We start from the raw sequence: 19,441 nt of genomic DNA on the forward strand, positions 1-19,441 counted from the left end.
CGTACCAAAGTATGAAAAAGAAACTGAAAGCCGTCCTGTTTGACATGGACGGCGTACTTTTTGACTCTATGCCCTATCATTCGGAAGCCTGGCATACAGTAATGAAATCTCACGGACTCACTCTTAGTCGCGAAGAAGCATATATGCACGAAGGACGGACAGGAGCCTCCACTATTAATATTGTTTTCCAACGTGAACTGGGCAGAGAAGCTACCCAAGAAGAAATAGAAAGTATCTATCAGGAGAAAAGTGTTTTGTTCAATTCGTATCCCGAAGCAAAACGTATGCCCGGTGCATGGGAGTTGCTACAAAAAGTAAAAAAGGATGGACTGATTCCGATGGTGGTCACTGGTTCCGGCCAACTATCCCTGCTCGAACGGTTGGAACACAACTATCCGGGAATGTTTCGTAAAGAATTGATGGTTACAGCGTTCGATGTAAAATATGGTAAGCCCAATCCCGAACCGTATCTGATGGCATTGAAAAAAGGCGGACTTAAAGCTGATGAAGCCATCGTAGTAGAGAACGCTCCGTTAGGAGTGGAAGCCGGACACAATGCGGGCATCTTTACAATAGCTGTAAATACAGGTCCTTTGGACGGACAAGTATTGCTGGATGCCGGAGCCGATCTGCTACTGCCATCCATGCAAGCACTAAGCGACCATTGGGATACGCTGTTTGAAAAGAACACCTAAAAGCTGAAAAGATAATTTATTCTTCAAAACAGGAGAAAAACATTGAAAAGAAGGAATATAAATCGTATTTTTACAGGAGTTTAATTCACTTAGATTCCATCTAAGCCAACGCAGATTCTACTATGCAAAAGTTATTATCCTTACCACCCAATTTGATCCATTGCTTCCACGAACTGGAAGAAGTCAACCATACCGATTGGTTTTGTACATCAGACCCCATTGGGAGCAAACTAGGCTCCGGCGGCGGAACGACATGGTTATTGCAGGCCTGCCATCAGGCATTCGCGCCACAAAAATCTTTCGGCAACTGGATAGGAGATGAAAAAAGAATATTGCTCCATGCAGGCGGACAAAGCCGTCGCCTGCCCAGCTACGGACCTTCCGGCAAAATATTGACTCCGATCCCGATCTTCAGTTGGGAAAGAGGACAAAAACTCGGACAGAATCTATTATCATTGCAGCTCCCGCTCTATGAAAGGATTATGAATCAGGCTCCAGCCGGTCTGAATACGCTGATCGCAAGCGGAGATGTATATATCCGTTCGGAAAAGCCACTCCAGGATATTCCGAATGCAGACGTAGTGTGCTACGGCTTATGGGTAAATCCTTCCTTGGCAACCCATCATGGTGTATTTGTTTCCGACCGGAAAAAGCCGGAGGTTCTCGACTTCATGTTACAGAAACCTTCTCTTGAAGAGTTGGAAGGATTATCGAAAACTCATCTTTTCCTGATGGACATCGGTATCTGGATTTTGAGTGACCGCGCCATCGAAGTATTGATGAAACGGTCATTAAAAGAAGGAACCAATGATATTAATTATTATGACTTATACTCGGACTACGGCTTGGCTTTGGGAGAGCATCCCAAAACGAAAGATGAAGAAATCAATCAGTTATCCGTAGCCATATTGCCTTTGCCCGGTGGAGAATTCTATCATTATGGCACAAGCCATGAACTGATTTCTTCTACTTTAGCCATACAAGACAAGGTACGCGATCAAAGAAGGATCATGCACCGGAAAGTAAAACCGAATCCGGCTATCTTTATCCAGAACTCTATCACACAAGTTTCCCTTTCTGCAGACAATGCCAACTTATGGATTGAGAATAGCCATGTGGGAAAAGGCTGGAAACTGGGGTCCCGCCAAATAATAACAGGAGTTCCCGAAAACCAATGGAACATCAACTTGCCGGATGGAGTCTGCATCGACATTATCCCTATCGGCGACAATGACTTTGTTGCACGTCCGTATGGCTTGGATGATGTGTTCAAAGGAGCGTTAGACAAATCAACGACTACCTATCTTAATATCCCTTTCACCCGCTGGATGGAAGAAAGAGGAATTACCTGGGAGGATATAAAAGGACGCACCGATGATTTACAATCAGCATCTATCTTCCCCAAAGTAACTTCTGTTGAAGATTTAGGCATATTAGTGCGCTGGATGACATCGGAGCCCCAACTGGAAGAAGGGAAAAAATGTTGGCTCAAAGCAGAGAAAGTTTCTGCCGACGAAATCTCGGCAGGCGCCAACCTCAAGCGTCTTTATGAACAGCGCAATGCTTTCCGTAAAGAGAACTGGAAAGGACTGGCGGCTAATTATGAAAAAAGCGTATTCTATCAACTTGACTTACTGGATGCCGCAAACGAATTTGTACGTTTCAATCTGGATACTCCCGATGTCCTGCAAGAAGATGCCGCACCCATGCTACGGATACACAACCGGATGCTTCGCGCACGCATCATGAAACTACGTGAAGACAAAGATTGCGCAAAAGAAGAACAGGCAGCCTTCCAACTGCTCCGCGACGGTTTATTGGGAGTGATGAACGAACGTAAAAGTCATCCCACACTCAACGTTTATTCCGATCAGATTGTATGGAGCCGCAGCCCTGTACGCATTGATGTGGCAGGAGGATGGACGGACACTCCTCCCTACTCTCTTTATTCAGGAGGAAGCGTTGTCAATCTTGCCATCGAACTGAACGGCCAACCGCCGCTGCAAGTATACGTTAAACCTTGCAAGGAATATCATATTACCCTTCGTTCCATCGACATGGGTGCAATGGAAGTGATACGAAATTATGAGGAACTGCAAGATTACAAAAAGGTGGGTTCTCCATTTTCCATCCCCAAAGCCGCCCTTACGTTGGCAGGTTTCGCGCCGGCATTCTCAACAGAATCCTACCCTTCTTTAGCCAAACAGCTGGAAGCTTTCGGCTCGGGAATTGAAATTACCCTGTTGGCTGCTATTCCTGCTGGCTCGGGTTTGGGCACCAGTTCTATCCTGGCATCCACCGTGCTCGGAGCAATCAATGATTTCTGCGGACTGGCTTGGGACAAGAATGATATATGTAGTTACACATTAGTATTGGAACAACTACTGACCACAGGAGGAGGTTGGCAGGATCAATATGGCGGTGTCTTCTCCGGCATTAAATTGCTACAATCCGAAGCAGGTTTCGAACAGCATCCATTAGTGCGCTGGTTGCCCGACCAACTCTTTATTCATCCCGACTACCGCGACTGTCATCTGTTATATTATACAGGAATTACCCGTACTGCCAAAAGTATTCTGGCGGAAATTGTCAGTTCCATGTTCCTCAATTCCGGTCCACATCTAAGTTTGCTGCCCGAGATGAAAGCCCATGCAATGGATATGAGTGAAGCTATCCTGCGCAGCAACTTCGATAGTTTCGGTCGATTGGTCGGCAAAACCTGGATACAAAACCAGGCATTAGATTGCGGAACCAATCCGCCGGCAGTAGCAGCCATTATCGAGAAAATCAAAGATTATACCCTAGGATACAAACTCCCCGGCGCAGGTGGTGGCGGTTATTTATATATGGTAGCCAAAGATCCGCAAGCAGCCGGACAAATCCGACGGATATTGACAGAACAAGCTCCCAACCCACGCGCTCGTTTTGTAGAAATGACGCTTTCTGACAAGGGACTTCAGGTTTCAAGAAGCTAAAGAAGAGGCATTGCCAGACTACCGGTCAATCTCATCCGGAACCACAAAAAACAAGCTTGGACAGATTCAAACGAAATGTCCAAGCTTCAATTTTTCAATGCCATAATGATCTGTTTTACATGTTGAGACTTGAAATAACTGTAAAGTAAATCATAATAATGATAAAACCAATAGCTCCGATAATCAGCGCCACACTAGCCCATTTCTTTTTTCTAGCTTCTTCCATTCTAATTTATATTTATGGGATTAATATAATTTATCGTCAGATATCTACTTCCGGAAAGCTATAAATACACTATATCAACATCATTTTTTTACTTCTTCATCGTTACAAAGTTAGCATTTTCTATGAGAAAACAATCATCTAAAACAACTTTTTTATTCTATTTAGACTAAATTATGCAACTACAGATAATAATATGGAACACAAGATTTTATCTATTACTGCTTTTATATCATGTAAAGTTGTACATTTGCATAATCGACAATTTTGATTGAACAAGGAAAAGAATCAAAACACAAAAGGTCATGACTAAAAAGGATGCTATAAAAATATTCGAAGATAAAAAGCTCTGTGCTGTAACATCATATACCATACATGGGCTGAAAATACAATAATAAAAAGCCGTACTCTCTGCAAGTACGGCTTTAAAGTACACCCGAAGGGAATCGAACCCTTATCTGAGGTACCGGAAACCTCCATTCTATCCATTGAACTACAGGTGCTTATACAAATTTATCAGGCTAAAAAAACGCTTCATCCGCTTAAATAAAGAAGCCATTCTTTCTAAATGCGAGGACAAAAGTATAAAAAATCTTCTCATCTTCCTAATGATTCTTCTTTTTTTATAGTTCTTAAGGCACTTCCCCATGTTAAGACATTGTTATTTTGAAATGCTTTAGAGCATTTACTTTATCAAATTGACAATCTTTTAGAGAATATCCATTACATATATCAATTTTATTCCTATCTTTGCCGACAATTAACATTTAACAAACCTATGAGTTACTTGATAAAACCTAAGAACTATAATCCGCTACTCGACCTCAAACAGACCGAGCTGGGAATCAAGCAAATAAAAGAGTTCTTCCAATTAAACTTGTCATCCGAGCTACGCCTTAGACGTGTGACTGCCCCCCTTTTCGTATTGAAAGGAATGGGTATCAATGACGATTTGAACGGAATAGAACGAGCCGTTTCTTTCCCTATTAAAGATCTGGGCGATGCACAAGCCGAAGTGGTTCATTCATTGGCTAAATGGAAAAGGTTGACCTTAGCTGACTATCATATCGAACCCGGATATGGTATTTATACGGATATGAACGCAATCCGTTCAGACGAAGAACTGGGCAACCTGCATTCTCTCTACGTAGACCAGTGGGACTGGGAACGTGTCATCACCAATGAAGACCGGAACGTAAACTTCCTGAAAGAGATCGTCAACCGTATTTATGCAGCTATGATCCGTACAGAATATATGGTATACGAAATGTATCCGCAAATCAAGCCGTGCCTGCCACAAAAGCTACATTTCATCCATTCAGAAGAATTGCGCCAACTTTATCCGGATCTGGAACCCAAATGTCGCGAACATGCCATCTGTCAGAAATACGGAGCTGTGTTTATCATAGGCATAGGCTGTAAACTTAGCGACGGCAAGAAACACGACGGACGCGCACCGGACTATGACGACTACACAACCAAAGGATTGAACGACTTGCCCGGACTAAACGGCGACCTCCTTCTGTGGGACAATGTACTGCAACGCTCCATCGAATTATCATCTATGGGAATCCGTGTTGACAAAGAAGCCTTGCAACGTCAGTTGAAAGAAGAAAAAGAAGAAAAAAGACTGGAACTTTATTTCCACAAGCGATTGATGAATGACACCCTTCCACTATCCATCGGAGGAGGTATCGGACAATCCCGCTTGTGTATGTTCTACCTTCGCAAAGCTCACATTGGAGAGATACAAGCCAGCATCTGGCCCGAAGATATGCGCAAAGAATGTGAAGAACTTGATATACACCTTATATAACAAACTATGAACGTACAAATTGAAGAAAGCTGGAAAGCACATTTAAAACCCGAATTCGACAAAGACTACTTTCGCACACTGACCGATTTCGTCAAAAGCGAATATAGCCAGTATCAGATCTTCCCTCCGGGAAAACTGATCTTCAATGCTTTCAACCTTTGTCCTTTCGACAAAGTGAAAGTTGTAATTATAGGACAAGATCCTTACCATGGACCGGGACAAGCACATGGTCTCTGTTTCTCTGTAAACGACGGAGTGCCTTTTCCCCCTTCATTAGTGAACATATTCAAAGAAATCAAAGCCGACATCGGTTCAGACGCCCCAACCACGGGAAACCTGACTCGCTGGGCAGAACAAGGAGTATTATTACTCAACGCAACCCTGACCGTACGTGCCCACCAAGCAGGTTCACATCAGAATCGTGGCTGGGAAACATTTACCGATGCTGCAATCCGTGCCCTGGCAGAAGAAAAAGAAAACCTGGTATTTATCTTATGGGGATCATACGCTCAAAAGAAAGGAGCGTTTATCGACCGCAACAAGCATCTGGTGCTCACCTCTGCCCACCCCTCTCCTCTTTCAGCTTACAACGGCTTCTTCGGAAACAAACATTTCAGCCGTACAAACGATTACCTGAAAACCCATGGAAAAACAGAAATCGCATGGTAGTTGGAGAAGTTGGAGAATGGAGAGTTGAGAGTTAAGAATAAAAAGTAAAAAAATGGCTGCACTATTCGTCGAATGATAGCGCAGCCATTTTTCTTTTTCTATATTGTAGCAAAACAATTACACGTCCGAATTTCCACTCTCAACTCTCAACTCTCAACTCTCAACTTATCCTAGTACCACTGAATGTTACTTTGTGTTTGGCTTCTCTGCTCATACTTCAAGTCTTGCAGGATGCTTGCATTCGCACGGATGGTAACATTGTAATATTTCCAGCGTCCGAAAGGAGAAAGACTGGCGGACAGGTTGAAACAGTGCAAGTCACGGGAGATTGTACAAGAAGTTTGCGTAATCTCTTTTGCCTGAAAATCATAGCCCGAGTTGAACGAGAGCGACCAGTTATTAGAAATCTTTATATTTCCGTTTGCATTGATGTTATGCGTATACGTATAAGGATATCGCATGGAATAACGGTTAATAGGCTTAGACCTATCTTCACGGATATTAAACGAATAGCTAAGGCTCAACGACCAAGGCATCTTAAACACCTGATAACCATCCGGGTCTGCCTGTGCTTTCTCTACTTTCTTAGGTGTAGTACCATCTCCTTCCGTTCCGTCGGATTCTTCATCATCACTATCCTCCGACTTCTTATCTTTTCCTTTTTCATCCTCCTCTTTCGGACCGAACCATTTCTTCCATGTGTCATTATTAAAGGTATAGTTGAAAGAAGAGCCATATCCTTGGAAACGCCCAAAACGACCATACGACCATTCTGTACGATTACTAGTCACTACATTACCGCTTTTATCGAATGTATAAGCATACGTAGCAAACGATGCATTCATATTGAAAGTATAATTCTTCGTCAGTTTCAAACGGAGGTTCATGCTTAAATCACTCCACGGTCTCTCTTTGGCAGCCATATTATAGGACATGCTCGCTCCCAATTCATCAATCAGACTGACTTTTTTAAGCGTATCTTTTTTGGCGTCGTAATACTTCATCTCCAGGTTATTTGAAATAGAGAAGCTGACTGTTCCCGACCCTTCGCGCGAAGGTACTCCATAAGGTTGCCCCGTGAAAGGAGAATAATATTGCGTATTGCCATTATAATCTGTATATTCTTCCCAGTACTTGCTGAATCCCGGAGCACCGCTAAGACTTACCTGCGGCGTGAATACATGACGAATCTGTATCTCTTTCTTCTTAGCAAAAAGAGGTTTGTACATACCATACAGTTTCGTACTCAAACTCAAACTTGCCGAATAATTGGAAACCCGGTAGAAACCATTCAATGTATCACCCGGCAATGCTTCCAATTTATGGTCTACCTCATTATATTGCTGATTAACCTTACGAGTATACCAACGCTCTGTATAATTGACCGAAGGAGAAACCTGCAAATATTTGAACAGTGTAAAAGTAGCACTGATAGGAATATTGTGATTCATTGCATTCTCCCATTCACTTAGTCCGGCTTTAAACAGACGGTCGTCTTTGGTACGAATACTGTTTGTCAAACGTCCCGTATAACTAATGGAAATCTTTTCGTACCAGCGTTCAGCTCCCGCTGCCTTCTTGCGTTTGAAGGGGAACAGACGGCTTAATGTAATATTCAAGTCAGGCAAAGTGACCGCAATAGAAGAGTCACGCATTGTCTGTGCGATATTGGTAGTTCCGGATAAGGTCAGACCGATATCAGGGAAACTACGAGAATAACTGATACTTGATGTTTTGGTATTTTGAGTCAACAACTGCGAATTATAAAGGTTGTTGATATTGGAACGTTCGTAACTACTAGTTGCGAAGTTAACACTGGCGGAGAATGTACTGTTCGGACTAGCCTTGGCATCCTGCCGATGGTTCCATACCACCTTAAAGTCCTTAGCAACTGTATAGTCCGGCATCCCTTTATCTCCTGTCTTGGTGACCTGATAATCCGCTTGCAGTGTACCGGAATATTTATAGCGTTTATTATAGTTTGTCAATCCGGACAATCTCCATGAACCTTTCGTGAAGATATCTCCCGTTATTTTCAAGTCCATGATATCACTCATGGCAAAGTAATATCCTCCTTCTGCCAAACCGAAACCACGGCTGGAGTCGTCCATATAAGTCGGCATAATGAAACCGGAAGAGTAACTGCTGGAGAATGGGAAGAAGAAGAACGGCACAGCCAACGGCAGAGGCACATCTTCCACAACCAGATAGGCAGGTCCTGTCACTACATTCTTTTTAGGGCGCACCTTAGCTCTCGTCAGCTGCATATAGAAGTGGGGATGATCGTGATGATCGCAGGTTGTATAACGCCCATGCTCCATGAAAATTTCATCATTGGCCCCTTTCTTCGCCTTGCTTCCGGTCACATATCCTTCTCCCTGCTGGGTGACGATATCAGTAATTCCCGCTTTCTTGGTTTTGAAGTTATATCGGATTGTTTCCGTATCATACGAGGTATCACCTTCTTTAAATACCGGTTTACCTTTTTCCACTCCGGTAGTATCCTTGATACCATAAGCATGCACAGTAGTACTATCCAGATTCATCGAAATAACTTCCGCAGCCAGTTCGATGTTCTGATAATTCACTTTTCCGCTACCATAAAGTGTAGCGGCTCCTCCCAAAGTAAAGACAGTGGAGTCGTTAGATTCATAAACAACCGGTGCATCGAGTGGTTGTTTCTTCTTTACCGGTGCGATAGAATCAATGCGTACCGTTACCGTATCTGCTTTCAACGAATCATTTCCCTGAAGGGAATCCGTTTTCGCGGTATTGGAGGCAATCATTCCTCTTCTTCGACGTTGAGACGTAGCCTCATCGGGAAGCATCAGTAAGACAATCAGCAGTATGAATGATATAAGTATTTTTGCTTTCAATGGCGCCATTAACTAATAGTTTACGCTTGAAGTGGCAAAAGTACACAATCTTCACCAAATATGAGTTAGAATCTTCGTTATTTAATTATTTTTTAGTGCTATAAAAAGAGAGAACACCATCTATCAAAGCGGCTTAGACCTTCTTCACCATATTTTGCAATACTTTGCCGTGCTTTCTCCACTGTTTTCTCTTCATCCAGATGGGTTTTAGAAAAGAATTTATCCGCAAAGCAAATCAATTGTTCTTCCAGGGTGATGGGCAGCATCTCGCGATGAGGAACAGGAAGTTGCTGGGCAATGATATCTTCCAACGAAAGTCCGGCTCCCGTATGGCGTTCGCACACCAATGCGTGTTGGGGAAAACCTTCCGCCCGCAAGATTTCGGCTCCCAAATATCCGTGAGCGATATAAGGATGAGTGCCAAAGCACTGAATAGTTGGAGCGTCGGTCTGAAAAATACCAATATCATGCAACAGAGCGGCTTCTTTTACAAAACTCCGGTTTAAACGCAATTCGGGATGAGCATCCAGCATTTTCATTGCTTTTCCGGACACGGCCAAACTATGTATTACTAATATTTGTCTCTGCTGGGTATTCTCCGGATAATACTTATCAATGATTTCGTATGGATTCATGTGCTTTATTTTTTGCTCTCTTGATGAGAAATTAATATTTTTGTGCAATATTACAAAAAAATTACCGATATGCAAACTAGAGTTTCCTTCATTCTTATATTTTTGTTCATTATGTTGTTGCCAATGCGTGTAAACAGTCAAATTGTCACGGGAGCAGAACAGATGGATCAATATCTGCCGTTGCTGAAAGGAAAACGCATCGGAATGGTGGTCAATCACACTTCTGTTGTGGGAAGAAAGCAGGTTCATCTTCTCGATACCTTATTAAAGAGAGAGGTCCGGGTAGTCAAAGTATTTGCTCCCGAGCATGGTTTCCGTGGTAACGCAGATGCGGGTGAAACGGTGAAAGACGGAAAAGATTCCCGCACCGGCATTCCTATCGTATCGCTTTATGGTGACAACAAAAAGCCGTCTGCCGCCCAACTAAAAGATGTCGATGTGATTGTATTCGACATTCAGGATGTAGGGGCACGCTTTTATACCTATATAAGCACGATGTATTATGTGATGGAAGCTTGCGCAGAGAACAAGAAAGAAATGGTTGTACTAGATCGCCCCAATCCGTGCGATTATGTGGATGGTACGATACTCAAACCTGCCTACCGGAGTTTTGTCGGCATGTTACCTCTTCCGGTACTCCACGGATGTACCATCGGCGAACTGGCACAGATGATAAACGGGGAAGGATGGATTGCCAACAAGAAAAATCCTTGTTCATTAAAGGTAATTCCAATGACCGGATGGAAACACGGAGCACCTTATTCACTTCCCATCAAACCGTCGCCCAACCTCCCGAACGACCAGTCTATCCGATTGTATGCCTCACTTTGTCCTTTTGAAGCCACCCGCGTCAGCGTGGGACGGGGGACAACTTTTCCTTTCCAAGTATTGGGCGCACCTAATAAGAAATACGGAAGTTTCACTTTTACTCCCCGCTCCTTACCCGGTTTTGACAAAAATCCGATGCACAAAGGTATCACCTGTTATGGGGAAGACCTCCGGAATATAACCGATGTAAATGGATTTACGCTTCGCTACTTCTTGAACTTTTATCGCTTATCCGGTGAAAACGCAGCTTTCTTCTCCCGTGCCCGATGGTTTGATTTGCTGATGGGAACTGACAGCGTACGCAAAGCTATCCTCAAAGGAGAATCGGAAGAGGCTATCCGGAATAGTTGGCAAAAGGAATTACAGGATTACAAGGAGATCAGAAAAAAATATCTTCTCTATGAGTCAAAAAACTAGTATCATACTCTCATTCATTTTCATAAACCACTTATAATTAAAAGAATAAGTATGATAGAGAACTATTATTTCCGGTATCTATCATACTTAGACCATCAAAAACGAGGTATCTATCATACTTGATCAATCCACGCTCTCTCCTGAAGTTTCATTTTTTTCCCGTTCATCACCAACTTGCAATGCACTTTTTGCATTAAGTGGAGATATAACAGGGCGTTTTAGCTGACTTTCCAATTGCTTGCGAGCAACTCTTGCCACATTTCCTCCATCTTTTGCCACTTCGGCATTTTCAGCAAAACCGGATGGGTTTCTCTCTTTGGACAAATCCGTAGTAGCCGTTTCAGCAAGCATATTAAGGATCAGTTCAGTGTTCGTCATATTGTCACGGAGATTTTCTTTCTTCAATCCTTTAAACTGCTTATACTCTTTTGCCGACTTTTCAGCCCATGTCTGATAAATTATATCCGTTAATGCAGCAAACTGAACGCCCTCTTGCATCCCATTTCTTTTCCATTCGTCAGTTAGTTCCTTCCGTACTTCAATTGATTTCAATCGTTGATTAATCCAATTATCCGAGTAACCTAAAGATTTATATTCCATCATCGCCCGATTTATAGTCAGTTCAGGGTCCTGCATTTCATCCAGACGCTCTTTGGCGACTTGAGCCATCCACATCTTAAAGGGTTCCGCTTTGGGCGAGGGAATAGACTGAATTAGACGGAAAAGCTGTTGGGTTGTAGCTACATCTGTCTTATACAATTTGCCGTCGGAAGAGGGTAATTTCAGTTGTCCGATTTCTTCGGACAACTGACTTCCTTCTGTTTTCAACTTCTTTTTTAAATCCCCCCAATACTTACGAGGACGCTCACTGTCTGTTAATACTTCAATCACATCCACAATGGAAAAATACCATTCCTCCTTTTGGTCATCCCAAACAGCACGGATCTTTTTATCTTCAAACACTTTTATAGCATCTTTTTTAGTCATAGCATTATATATATGATGTAAATAATTAATATATAACAAATTCTATTCTACCTCCAAACGTACAACATGATAATACGTACCATACGTTTTCCGTTTAGATTTCACTCCGAGCCGCTGCAAGATACGCCCGAAATAAGAAGCCTGCCTGGCGGAAAACGTCATTTTACTTGCTTTCTGAATCCGGCGCAAAATATCAATAGCCAGTAGCCATTCTCCTTCTTCCTCTTCTTCTGCCCTACGATAATAAACCATAAATAACTGTTCGATGGCAGGAGATTGTTCAAACTCCCGGTTGTTTTCCGTCATGATGGCCTCTTCTTCGGAGTCAAACCAATAACGTTCGTTGTGATAAAGCAACTCCAACGCCTGTGCATAAAGCTGTTCATAATCAATAGGACGCGACACATCTATAGCTCCCGTCATGTAAATACCGATGAAACGACGGCTACCGGAAGTATCCGTCAACAAATCCCGATGATTGCTCGTGGCAATGAACGATGCATACCGGCGAAGCTCTTCCACTGCCGAAGCATTCGGACGACGTGTGTTCACCACCGGCTTTTGCAGAATATGTTTCAGAAAAGCCTGCTGGGTAGGACTAATCTGATCGAATTCATCCATATTGATAAGCAGAAAGCGATTCAGATACAACTCCGCGTCCCGTTTCCGACTGAAATCAATGCTATCCGTATAGTACGCCTGTAAAGCAGGAGGAAGAAGCATTCTGCAAAAAGTCGATTTCCGATATGCCTGTGGACCAATCAGCAAAGGTGACGTACTGTTGGCGTGTTTCTTATCCATTCCCCTCCAATGGGCAACCATATTCAAAAACCACCGACGGAACAACGGCGCCCAATGTGGATTATCACAGGGAACACGGTTGGCCAGTTCCAAAATCCGGTCTTTACCATCCCAGTGAGGCAGATGATACAAAAAATTCTCCACAGGCTGATAAACAGGCACATGATCAGAATCCAAATAGCGGATTACGTCCCTATCCCACATTTTCACCCCTTCATACATGGCATTCATCGTGATACTCGCCAGCACCCGCTTGTCCACCGGACGAAAATAGAAATTAAAACTATTCCGTTCGCGATATTCCACTTCCGTGGTCAGCGTATTGTATCGAAATTCATAACGGCGCTTCATAAATTCGTCCATCTGCATGGCGAAAAGCTGTTCGGCCGTCAGACTGCTCTTCTTGCCGAATCCCTTGGCGGAACGGTAGACACTTTTCACAGTTTCGCGAATCAGTAACTCGTCCGAAGGGAGCCGGTAGTGCGCCTTTGTCCACCGCACAGTATCTTCTTCGGGGATACCTGCCCGAAAGCAATGCTCCGCCAAACACACTAGTAGCGGTTGCAGATCGTCTCCTTCCCGGTATCCGTCCAGTTCTTCGAGCGCCCTGTTGAATGCAGCGGAGAAAAGCACCGACAATGCTTCATAATTTTCATATCCGGGCGCCATTCGCTGCAAAGGAGAATCAGTTTCCCGCGTTCGTTTGATAAAAGTCGTTTCGGACGGAAAACTGACGGGCTGCTTCATATAAATGGGCATTGCTTTCGGATTGAAATAAAGTTCAGGATCATACGTCAGCCGGCAATATTGTTCGAGTGACGGTTCTTTCAGTTCGATATCAAAAGGCAGTTGTGGCTGATAATATTTCACAGCCGTCTGATAAGCATGCGCGTGAAAAAGTTCCGCTTGCTCGCGTAAAGTCGGCAAGCGGTCATCCGAATAGGTGAACCGTACCCATATCTTTACTGATTTGCCGGAAGATCCGGTAAAAGCAAGGTATGTTTGCGGAAGCTCTTTAACCAGTTCCTTTATTTCGTCGGCTTCCGCCCTCCCCGAAAGGTTATTGACTTCCATCATCACTATGCCGTTATATTCATTCAGGGTCATTACCCCTTCTTTACGGACAAAAGCTGCGGCAGGCATCACTTTGGGAACTTTACGCACCTCTTCAATCGAATTTCCCGGAAGAGTATACCGCAAGACTTCCCTCATCTTTGAGACGGGCTGCGCCTTGACTTCCGTTTTCATCTGCTCCAAAAGGAGCTCCATTTTCAACGTCCGTAAGGTTTTTACCTTGCCATCGTCTCTGACTAATGTTATTCTCATCTTTTTTTATTATTATTTCCAATAAAAGGAAAGCTGCACTACAGCCATACAAAGATACAACATGCTCTTCGCCCAAACAAATTTCACTGCTTTTATTTGCTACGCCACACGACTTTATTTTATAGAAATAATGCTTACTAAATTTGCGAATAAAGGCAGGATAATGTATCTTTGCAGGCAGTAAGACTTCAGCCCGCATAAGTGTGCCGTACAGCCCACCTATGCGGGCTGTATAGTTTACATTCGTGGGCTGTAGAGCCCACAAATGTGTGCCCAAGAAAAGCCACTGATTCCAGTTGATTATCCAGGCTACAATTGTAGGTTATCTTACTGCAAGACAATCATTAAAATGCCTTTTAAAAGGCGTTTTATCCACATTAACCCATAATAGAAAAGACATGTACGCAAAGTATGATTTTCGCAAAAAGCCGTCTTCGAAAGAAGACGAAGACGAACAGCCGTTGTATCCCCGCATCGTATCGAACGGAACCATCGACTTTCAACAAATTGTAAAAGAGATCGCTCAAGCTTCCAGCTTTACGCCGGCAGATATTGAAGGAGTTCAACTGGCTATTGAAAATAAAATATCCGAATATTTAGTCAGCGGACATCACGTTCAGTTGGGGAACCTTGGATATTTTTCAGCCAAGTTAAAAGCACGTCCGGTGATGGATGCCAAAGAGATACATGCACAGTCCATTTATTTCGATAATGTAAATTTTCGTCCATCATCTTCTTTCCGAAAGAAGGTTCGCGGATTTGTGGAAAAAGCGAAGTCAGGATTTGCACATTCCGCCGAAGTTCCGGTGGAAGAACGTCGGCGCAGGCTGGAGAAGTTTCTGGATGAACGACCGATGATACGACGCAAGGAATATACGCAACTGACGGGACTACTAAAGAACAAAGCGCTGAATGAATTGAACGGTTGGGTAAAGGAAGGAGTACTTGACACCATTGGAAGTGGCAGTCATAAAATTTATGTGCGAGCCAACACAAAGAAGGAGTAAACAGCAAAAAAACAGTGAAACGGGAATGATAGATACCCATATTTCATAAAGAAAGTATGATAGATACCGGATTTTAAAAGCGTCTATCATACTTATTCATCAGTAAATTAGCATATTAATAAAAAAATGAGAGTTATAAAAGTGATAATAGTTGTTTTAAGGTAAGCTTTTATTTATCGAGATAGCTCTTCATTGTTCCAAATTAATCACTACTTTTGTATTGATACAAATAAAAGATTTATCACATAATGAATTGGAGAACGCACAATCGGATTTGCAAATAATCAATCATACTGAATTATGAAGAAAGTAGAGCGTATATTGATTTATGTATTGGCTATAGGAACAATTATTTGTTTAGGATTATACTTTGCACCCATCAAGATTTACTTAATGCCGATAAATGCATGGGAACGTCAGATTTGGTCGGGGCCTACTTCCACACAAAAAGAGGAAAACTTTGTAGTCTATAATCATTTATTCAAAAGCAAGCAAACACTCATTGACAGCATCATTGCTTTCCATGACCGGACAATCCGATTGGATTCGATAAAAAAATATCCAGACGGCTATTGCCGTAGCTTTTTCAAAAGGAGCACCGTTCTTGATAAATACTATCGGGAAGAGCCAAATGGCTCGGATATCATATTCGATCATAGGGACAAACAGATTTTGGCAGTTGAATGGCGAATTACAGGAGATACGGTCTGCGCAAATTTCTTTGGCAAAAATTATAAAGTTCTTATTACAGATACTGCCACAATATCAATATATAGCTTATCCCAATTAGTCAACGAAAAACAGAAATAAAAAACATGACAATGAAAAAACTGAACCTTTTAAGTTTATTGTTCATAGCAAGCACTATTGTGGGTTGCCATAATACAACAACAAAAAACACGACAACTGATGCAGGTTCTTCAAACGAAGAAACACAAGAAGCCGTAGAAACAAACAATGAAACGTTAAGGCTTACTACAATGAAATTGACGGATAAAAAATGGCAGGAGATAAAGTCCGGGTATGACAAATTAACTAAGGCTCAAAATGAAATCATGGATGGAGAGTATTACGAAGGTAGTCTGTATATAAACTTATCCGGAATAGCAACGCCTGATGATGTTTCTTTGGGAGGAATGATTGTATATTATAAATTAAAAGAGCAAAACTATCGTTTTTTACCGGACAATGAGTATGCGGAACGCATTAAATATGTTTTCGGGATTGACCTGAACGCCCCTGATGCTTTAGACAAGAAAAAATTAAAAAGTCATGAGAACTACATTGTAGCCCTAAATCCAAACCCTGATATGGACAGCAAAGATAACATACAAGATAAAGAATTCTATCCATATAGAAATCATCTGTATTTTTTCAAAAAGTTCAATATATGTGTTATGCAAATGCCTTCTGCCCTATTACTGGAGATAGATAAAAATACAGACAAAGATCATATTAACGTTTATAAAAGCGCTTTTGATTATCATTGGAATAATTATATATTAAATGACAATAAGGCCAGCCTAGCCTGGTTGGTAAGCAATGGAAAAGAAATGGAAGTGAAAGATTTGCTATTCTGCTTTGGCTATGATAAGGACGCTAAGCTGAATAAACTGATACTGGACAGCATCTCCAATAATGCAAATGACAGGTATTCCATTGAAAGTCTGGAGCAGGTCTTTGCAGGAAGAGATTTAAACGGCAAGTTACAGATTCATGAGAATTTACTAAAGTTTATACAAGAAAATCCGACCAATGATTATGTCAAAATGCTTGATATATATGGGAATTATTGTTTAGGAGAAAAAACGGATTGCAAATTTACAAGAGATGAAAGTTTTAAGATTGCCGCATATATTACTTATTATCTGAAACTGATAGATTTAGAAAACGACAAACGTTCAGGTAGTGACGAGTATCTTATAATCAATGATATGTTGTTTCGAATAATTGGGGCACTAGAAGATAAAGAAGGAAACCAAAGGGATGATGAAGGAGAGGACTCCAAGTTTCTAAAAGAGATAATAAAGAATGATTACTATAACCTGCCGAATTTTAAAGAAATGGTATATGGTTTAGTGAACGATTACAGAAATATCGGCTATTCATCTGAAGCAGTCGACTAACCTAGTAAATATACCAAAATAAAAACTAAATGAATATCGAAGAATTTAGAGAATATTGCCTGTCTTTTGAGGGAGTCCATGAGAAGATGCCGTTTCCCAATGTGCCCGACAAATATAGCCGTGACGTTCTATGCTTTTATGTAGCGGACAAATGGTTCTGTTTCGTTAACATTGAGATTTTCGATTTTTGTTGTATCAAATGCAACCCTGACGAATCCGGAGAACTGCAAACTGAATATACCGGCATAAGGCCAGGATGGCACATGAACAAGAAATATTGGATCAGTGTCTATTTCAACCAAGATGTACCTGATGAGAAAATTAAAGAGCTTGTAAGCAACTCCTACGATATTGTAGTTAAAAGTTTGACAAAGAAAGAACGGGAAATGCTATAAATAAAGGGAGGATTCAAGAACCTCCTAAACGTAAATCCTGTACTCTGTTGTCTTTCCAAAAAACAGTGAAATTATAATTTACACCACTATTCCTGTAAAACACAATCTCCCAACTGTCACTATATAGTACAGCCGGCACGATCGTATAGGGATAAAAATCATTCTGCCAGGATCCGTATATTTTTTCTTTATGTTTCTGCTGACTTTTGCTGGACAGCATGCTATCTAGTTGTTCTGCCATAGGTACCCAGTTCTGCAATAGCACCTGTAATTCCAATAATTGCCTGGAGAACGGAGCAGAAGCGTCCCCTTCTATCAAAACAAGAGTTTCTACCGAGTAAAAGGGCAATTGCACTGCACCACTCCAAAGGCAGCATTTATCTCGCCACCAATCACAAACCTTACAGGTAAAGATGCCCAAACCTTCCACTTTATACTCTCTCTTAGTTCCAAACAACTCGTTTATCAGTGTCTTGAATACTTTCATTACTTTTCCCATCGTTTTCTTTTTTTTAGTATGCACTAACAATGTTACTATGATTTCTGGAATCTTACCGCTTGCTATGTGGGTGTGTTTGTGTGCATATTGTTCAATTTTAAGCTTTTATTCTTTGTAATAAGTAAAGATACGCTCGACATAAGGTTTTAATATACGACCGAGCCCCGTGCCAAAATCAACATAATCTTTGAAATTCTTTGTTTCAATCCAGTTGCCATTCGCATCACAGCCGTAGTCTTGGAAGTCTTTGTAGAGTATTTCAAATCCTGGCCGCTCGTCAATCGGCCGTCCTTGTTCATCGTATTTCTCTTGCACGATACTATTACGAACAACGGTTTTCAGTTTACCGTTCGGATAATATTCACGTTTACACCAGGACTCTAACTCTTTATTACCTTCATCGCCAATCCTATATTTTTTCACAACGCGGTTACTATCACTGTATTCATAGATGAAATGCGTTTCCGGCCTATCACGACTCAACAAATCATACACTTGGGTCTGCGCCAACAAGCCATTTGTATCATACTCATAGACTGTTTTTCCCGATAATTCCCCTATATTATAATATTCCCTCTTCTCTACCAACAAATCATGTTCGTTATAATCATATTCGGTCATAGCCGGTTTGTCAATCGTGCCGTCAATCTGTTTGGTTCGGATAAGATTTCCCCTGTCGTCATAAGTATTTATCTCCCCATGGGAATCACTATACACAATTTCCAGCAGTTTCCCGTCAGTATTATACTTACTGACAATCGTACTGTTAGTTTTCGGAAAGCTAAGTGTAGATGTATGTCCCCAAGTCTCATAGGTATAATCGGTCTTTCGGATAATATTTTCTTGTTTGTCGTACTCGTTGCATTGAGCAAGATTGCCGTCGATATTGAAATGAAAATGGTAGTGATGTATTCCGTCCTCTTCCCATTTCTCGCCTTTTTTGAATTTCGTCGAAAAGAAAGACGATGTATTTTCCGGACGATAATAATAGATATCCAACGTTTTGACTTTTCCGTTCAACCCCATCCTGCTTTTGTCATTATTGACAGAATCTATTGTCGGGAGAATGTATTTCAAAGGAGATTGTCGGCAACCTGCAAATATCGATATAATCAAACTTCCTAAAATAACAACGACTACAACGGCTTTATTTTTCATGTTTTCTT

14 protein-coding genes, 1 tRNA gene and 1 pseudogene are annotated in these 19,441 nt (G+C 41.7%); 9 read left to right on the plus strand and 7 right to left on the minus strand.

Features of this window, described 5'->3' with window-relative positions; genetic code table 11:
- Nucleotides 1-11: 11 nt before the first annotated feature.
- Together KSX81_RS06570 and KSX81_RS06575 are read left to right on the plus strand one after the other, a co-directional pair.
- Nucleotides 12-695, plus strand: coding sequence for an HAD family hydrolase (locus KSX81_RS06570; RefSeq protein WP_004299374.1), 684 nt, complete (start codon nt 12-14; stop codon nt 693-695).
- A 119-nt stretch (nt 696-814) separates the two neighbouring features.
- A pseudogene (locus KSX81_RS06575) lies at nt 815-3,670 on the plus strand (bifunctional fucokinase/fucose-1-phosphate guanylyltransferase); the annotation flags it as partial.
- Between the two features lie 654 nt (nt 3,671-4,324).
- Here the strand turns inward: KSX81_RS06575 and KSX81_RS06580 are convergent.
- Nucleotides 4,325-4,396, minus strand: a tRNA-Arg gene (locus tag KSX81_RS06580).
- 275 nt (nt 4,397-4,671) lie between these two features.
- On the opposite strand from KSX81_RS06580, the gene asnA reads away from it, so the two are divergent.
- A complete protein-coding gene (gene asnA, locus KSX81_RS06585) occupies nt 4,672-5,709 on the plus strand; it encodes an aspartate--ammonia ligase (protein ID WP_217725551.1) in 1,038 nt (345 codons plus the stop codon).
- A gap of 6 nt (nt 5,710-5,715) precedes the next feature.
- The gene (gene ung / locus KSX81_RS06590; protein WP_004299369.1) at nt 5,716-6,378 is read left to right on the plus strand and encodes a uracil-DNA glycosylase; all 663 of its coding nucleotides are present in this window, start codon (nt 5,716-5,718) and stop codon (nt 6,376-6,378) included.
- A gap of 170 nt (nt 6,379-6,548) precedes the next feature.
- Here ung and KSX81_RS06595 read toward each other — a convergent pair whose 3' ends face one another.
- Complete coding sequence (locus KSX81_RS06595) at nt 6,549-9,263, minus strand: putative LPS assembly protein LptD (RefSeq protein ID WP_004299368.1); 2,715 nt, start codon at nt 9,261-9,263, stop codon at nt 6,549-6,551.
- 89 nt (nt 9,264-9,352) lie between these two features.
- Complete coding sequence (locus KSX81_RS06600) at nt 9,353-9,889, minus strand: HDIG domain-containing metalloprotein (protein ID WP_004312347.1); 537 nt, start codon at nt 9,887-9,889, stop codon at nt 9,353-9,355.
- 69 nt (nt 9,890-9,958) lie between these two features.
- Between KSX81_RS06600 and KSX81_RS06605 the strand changes: the two genes are divergently transcribed.
- Entirely contained in the window at nt 9,959-11,134 is a 1,176-nt protein-coding gene (locus KSX81_RS06605; protein WP_052587951.1) for an exo-beta-N-acetylmuramidase NamZ domain-containing protein, read from the plus strand.
- A gap of 123 nt (nt 11,135-11,257) precedes the next feature.
- Here the strand turns inward: KSX81_RS06605 and KSX81_RS06610 are convergent, their stop codons facing one another.
- Nucleotides 11,258-12,121, minus strand: coding sequence for a Bro-N domain-containing protein (locus KSX81_RS06610; RefSeq protein WP_004299365.1), 864 nt, complete (start codon nt 12,119-12,121; stop codon nt 11,258-11,260).
- Nucleotides 12,122-12,163: 42 nt separating this feature from the next.
- On the minus strand, nt 12,164-14,248 hold the full coding sequence (locus tag KSX81_RS06615; protein ID WP_052587950.1) for a BT4734/BF3469 family protein: 2,085 nt from the start codon (nt 14,246-14,248) through the stop codon (nt 12,164-12,166).
- Between the two features lie 398 nt (nt 14,249-14,646).
- On the opposite strand from KSX81_RS06615, the gene KSX81_RS06620 reads away from it, so the two are divergent.
- The 4 genes from KSX81_RS06620 (at nt 14,647) to KSX81_RS06635 (ending at nt 17,776) form a co-directional block, all read left to right on the plus strand.
- Nucleotides 14,647-15,255: an HU family DNA-binding protein gene (locus KSX81_RS06620; RefSeq protein ID WP_004299362.1), complete on the plus strand. Its 609-nt coding sequence runs from the start codon at nt 14,647-14,649 to the stop codon at nt 15,253-15,255.
- A 300-nt stretch (nt 15,256-15,555) separates the two neighbouring features.
- Nucleotides 15,556-16,065, plus strand: coding sequence for a hypothetical protein (locus KSX81_RS06625; protein ID WP_004299360.1), 510 nt, complete (start codon nt 15,556-15,558; stop codon nt 16,063-16,065).
- 11 nt (nt 16,066-16,076) lie between these two features.
- Nucleotides 16,077-17,381: a hypothetical protein gene (locus KSX81_RS06630; RefSeq protein WP_004321965.1), complete on the plus strand. Its 1,305-nt coding sequence runs from the start codon at nt 16,077-16,079 to the stop codon at nt 17,379-17,381.
- 29 nt (nt 17,382-17,410) lie between these two features.
- Nucleotides 17,411-17,776, plus strand: a complete 366-nt coding sequence (locus tag KSX81_RS06635) for an MmcQ/YjbR family DNA-binding protein (protein ID WP_004299358.1) — start codon at nt 17,411-17,413, stop codon at nt 17,774-17,776.
- 13 nt (nt 17,777-17,789) lie between these two features.
- On the opposite strand, the gene KSX81_RS06640 is transcribed toward KSX81_RS06635, so the two are convergent.
- Both KSX81_RS06640 and KSX81_RS06645 read right to left on the minus strand, forming a co-directional pair.
- Entirely contained in the window at nt 17,790-18,275 is a 486-nt protein-coding gene (locus tag KSX81_RS06640) for a hypothetical protein (RefSeq protein ID WP_052587949.1), read from the minus strand.
- Nucleotides 18,276-18,380: 105 nt separating this feature from the next.
- A complete protein-coding gene (locus KSX81_RS06645; RefSeq protein WP_004299356.1) occupies nt 18,381-19,433 on the minus strand; it encodes a hypothetical protein in 1,053 nt (350 codons plus the stop codon).
- Between the last annotated feature and the right edge of the window lie 8 nt (nt 19,434-19,441).

The sequence above is a fragment of the Bacteroides sp. MSK.18.37 genome, assembly GCF_019129155.2.
In the GTDB taxonomy this organism is placed as follows: domain Bacteria; phylum Bacteroidota; class Bacteroidia; order Bacteroidales; family Bacteroidaceae; genus Bacteroides; species Bacteroides ovatus.

Excerpts from the sequence above, each read along its gene's own strand:
- KSX81_RS06610 (WP_004299365.1), bottom strand. The coding sequence starts at position 12,121 with ATGACTAAAAAAGATGCTATAAAAGTGTTTGAAGATAAAAAGATCCGT.
- KSX81_RS06635 (WP_004299358.1), top strand. The coding sequence starts at position 17,411 with ATGAATATCGAAGAATTTAGAGAATATTGCCTGTCTTTTGAGGGAGTC.
- KSX81_RS06595 (WP_004299368.1), bottom strand. The coding sequence starts at position 9,263 with ATGGCGCCATTGAAAGCAAAAATACTTATATCATTCATACTGCTGATT.
- KSX81_RS06640 (WP_052587949.1), bottom strand. The coding sequence starts at position 18,275 with ATGGGAAAAGTAATGAAAGTATTCAAGACACTGATAAACGAGTTGTTT.
- KSX81_RS06645 (WP_004299356.1), bottom strand. The coding sequence starts at position 19,433 with ATGAAAAATAAAGCCGTTGTAGTCGTTGTTATTTTAGGAAGTTTGATT.
- KSX81_RS06615 (WP_052587950.1), bottom strand. The coding sequence starts at position 14,248 with ATGAGAATAACATTAGTCAGAGACGATGGCAAGGTAAAAACCTTACGG.
- KSX81_RS06570 (WP_004299374.1), top strand. The coding sequence starts at position 12 with ATGAAAAAGAAACTGAAAGCCGTCCTGTTTGACATGGACGGCGTACTT.
- asnA (WP_217725551.1), top strand. The coding sequence starts at position 4,672 with ATGAGTTACTTGATAAAACCTAAGAACTATAATCCGCTACTCGACCTC.
- KSX81_RS06600 (WP_004312347.1), bottom strand. The coding sequence starts at position 9,889 with ATGAATCCATACGAAATCATTGATAAGTATTATCCGGAGAATACCCAG.
- KSX81_RS06625 (WP_004299360.1), top strand. The coding sequence starts at position 15,556 with ATGAAGAAAGTAGAGCGTATATTGATTTATGTATTGGCTATAGGAACA.
- KSX81_RS06630 (WP_004321965.1), top strand. The coding sequence starts at position 16,077 with ATGAAAAAACTGAACCTTTTAAGTTTATTGTTCATAGCAAGCACTATT.
- ung (WP_004299369.1), top strand. The coding sequence starts at position 5,716 with ATGAACGTACAAATTGAAGAAAGCTGGAAAGCACATTTAAAACCCGAA.
- KSX81_RS06605 (WP_052587951.1), top strand. The coding sequence starts at position 9,959 with ATGCAAACTAGAGTTTCCTTCATTCTTATATTTTTGTTCATTATGTTG.
- KSX81_RS06620 (WP_004299362.1), top strand. The coding sequence starts at position 14,647 with ATGTACGCAAAGTATGATTTTCGCAAAAAGCCGTCTTCGAAAGAAGAC.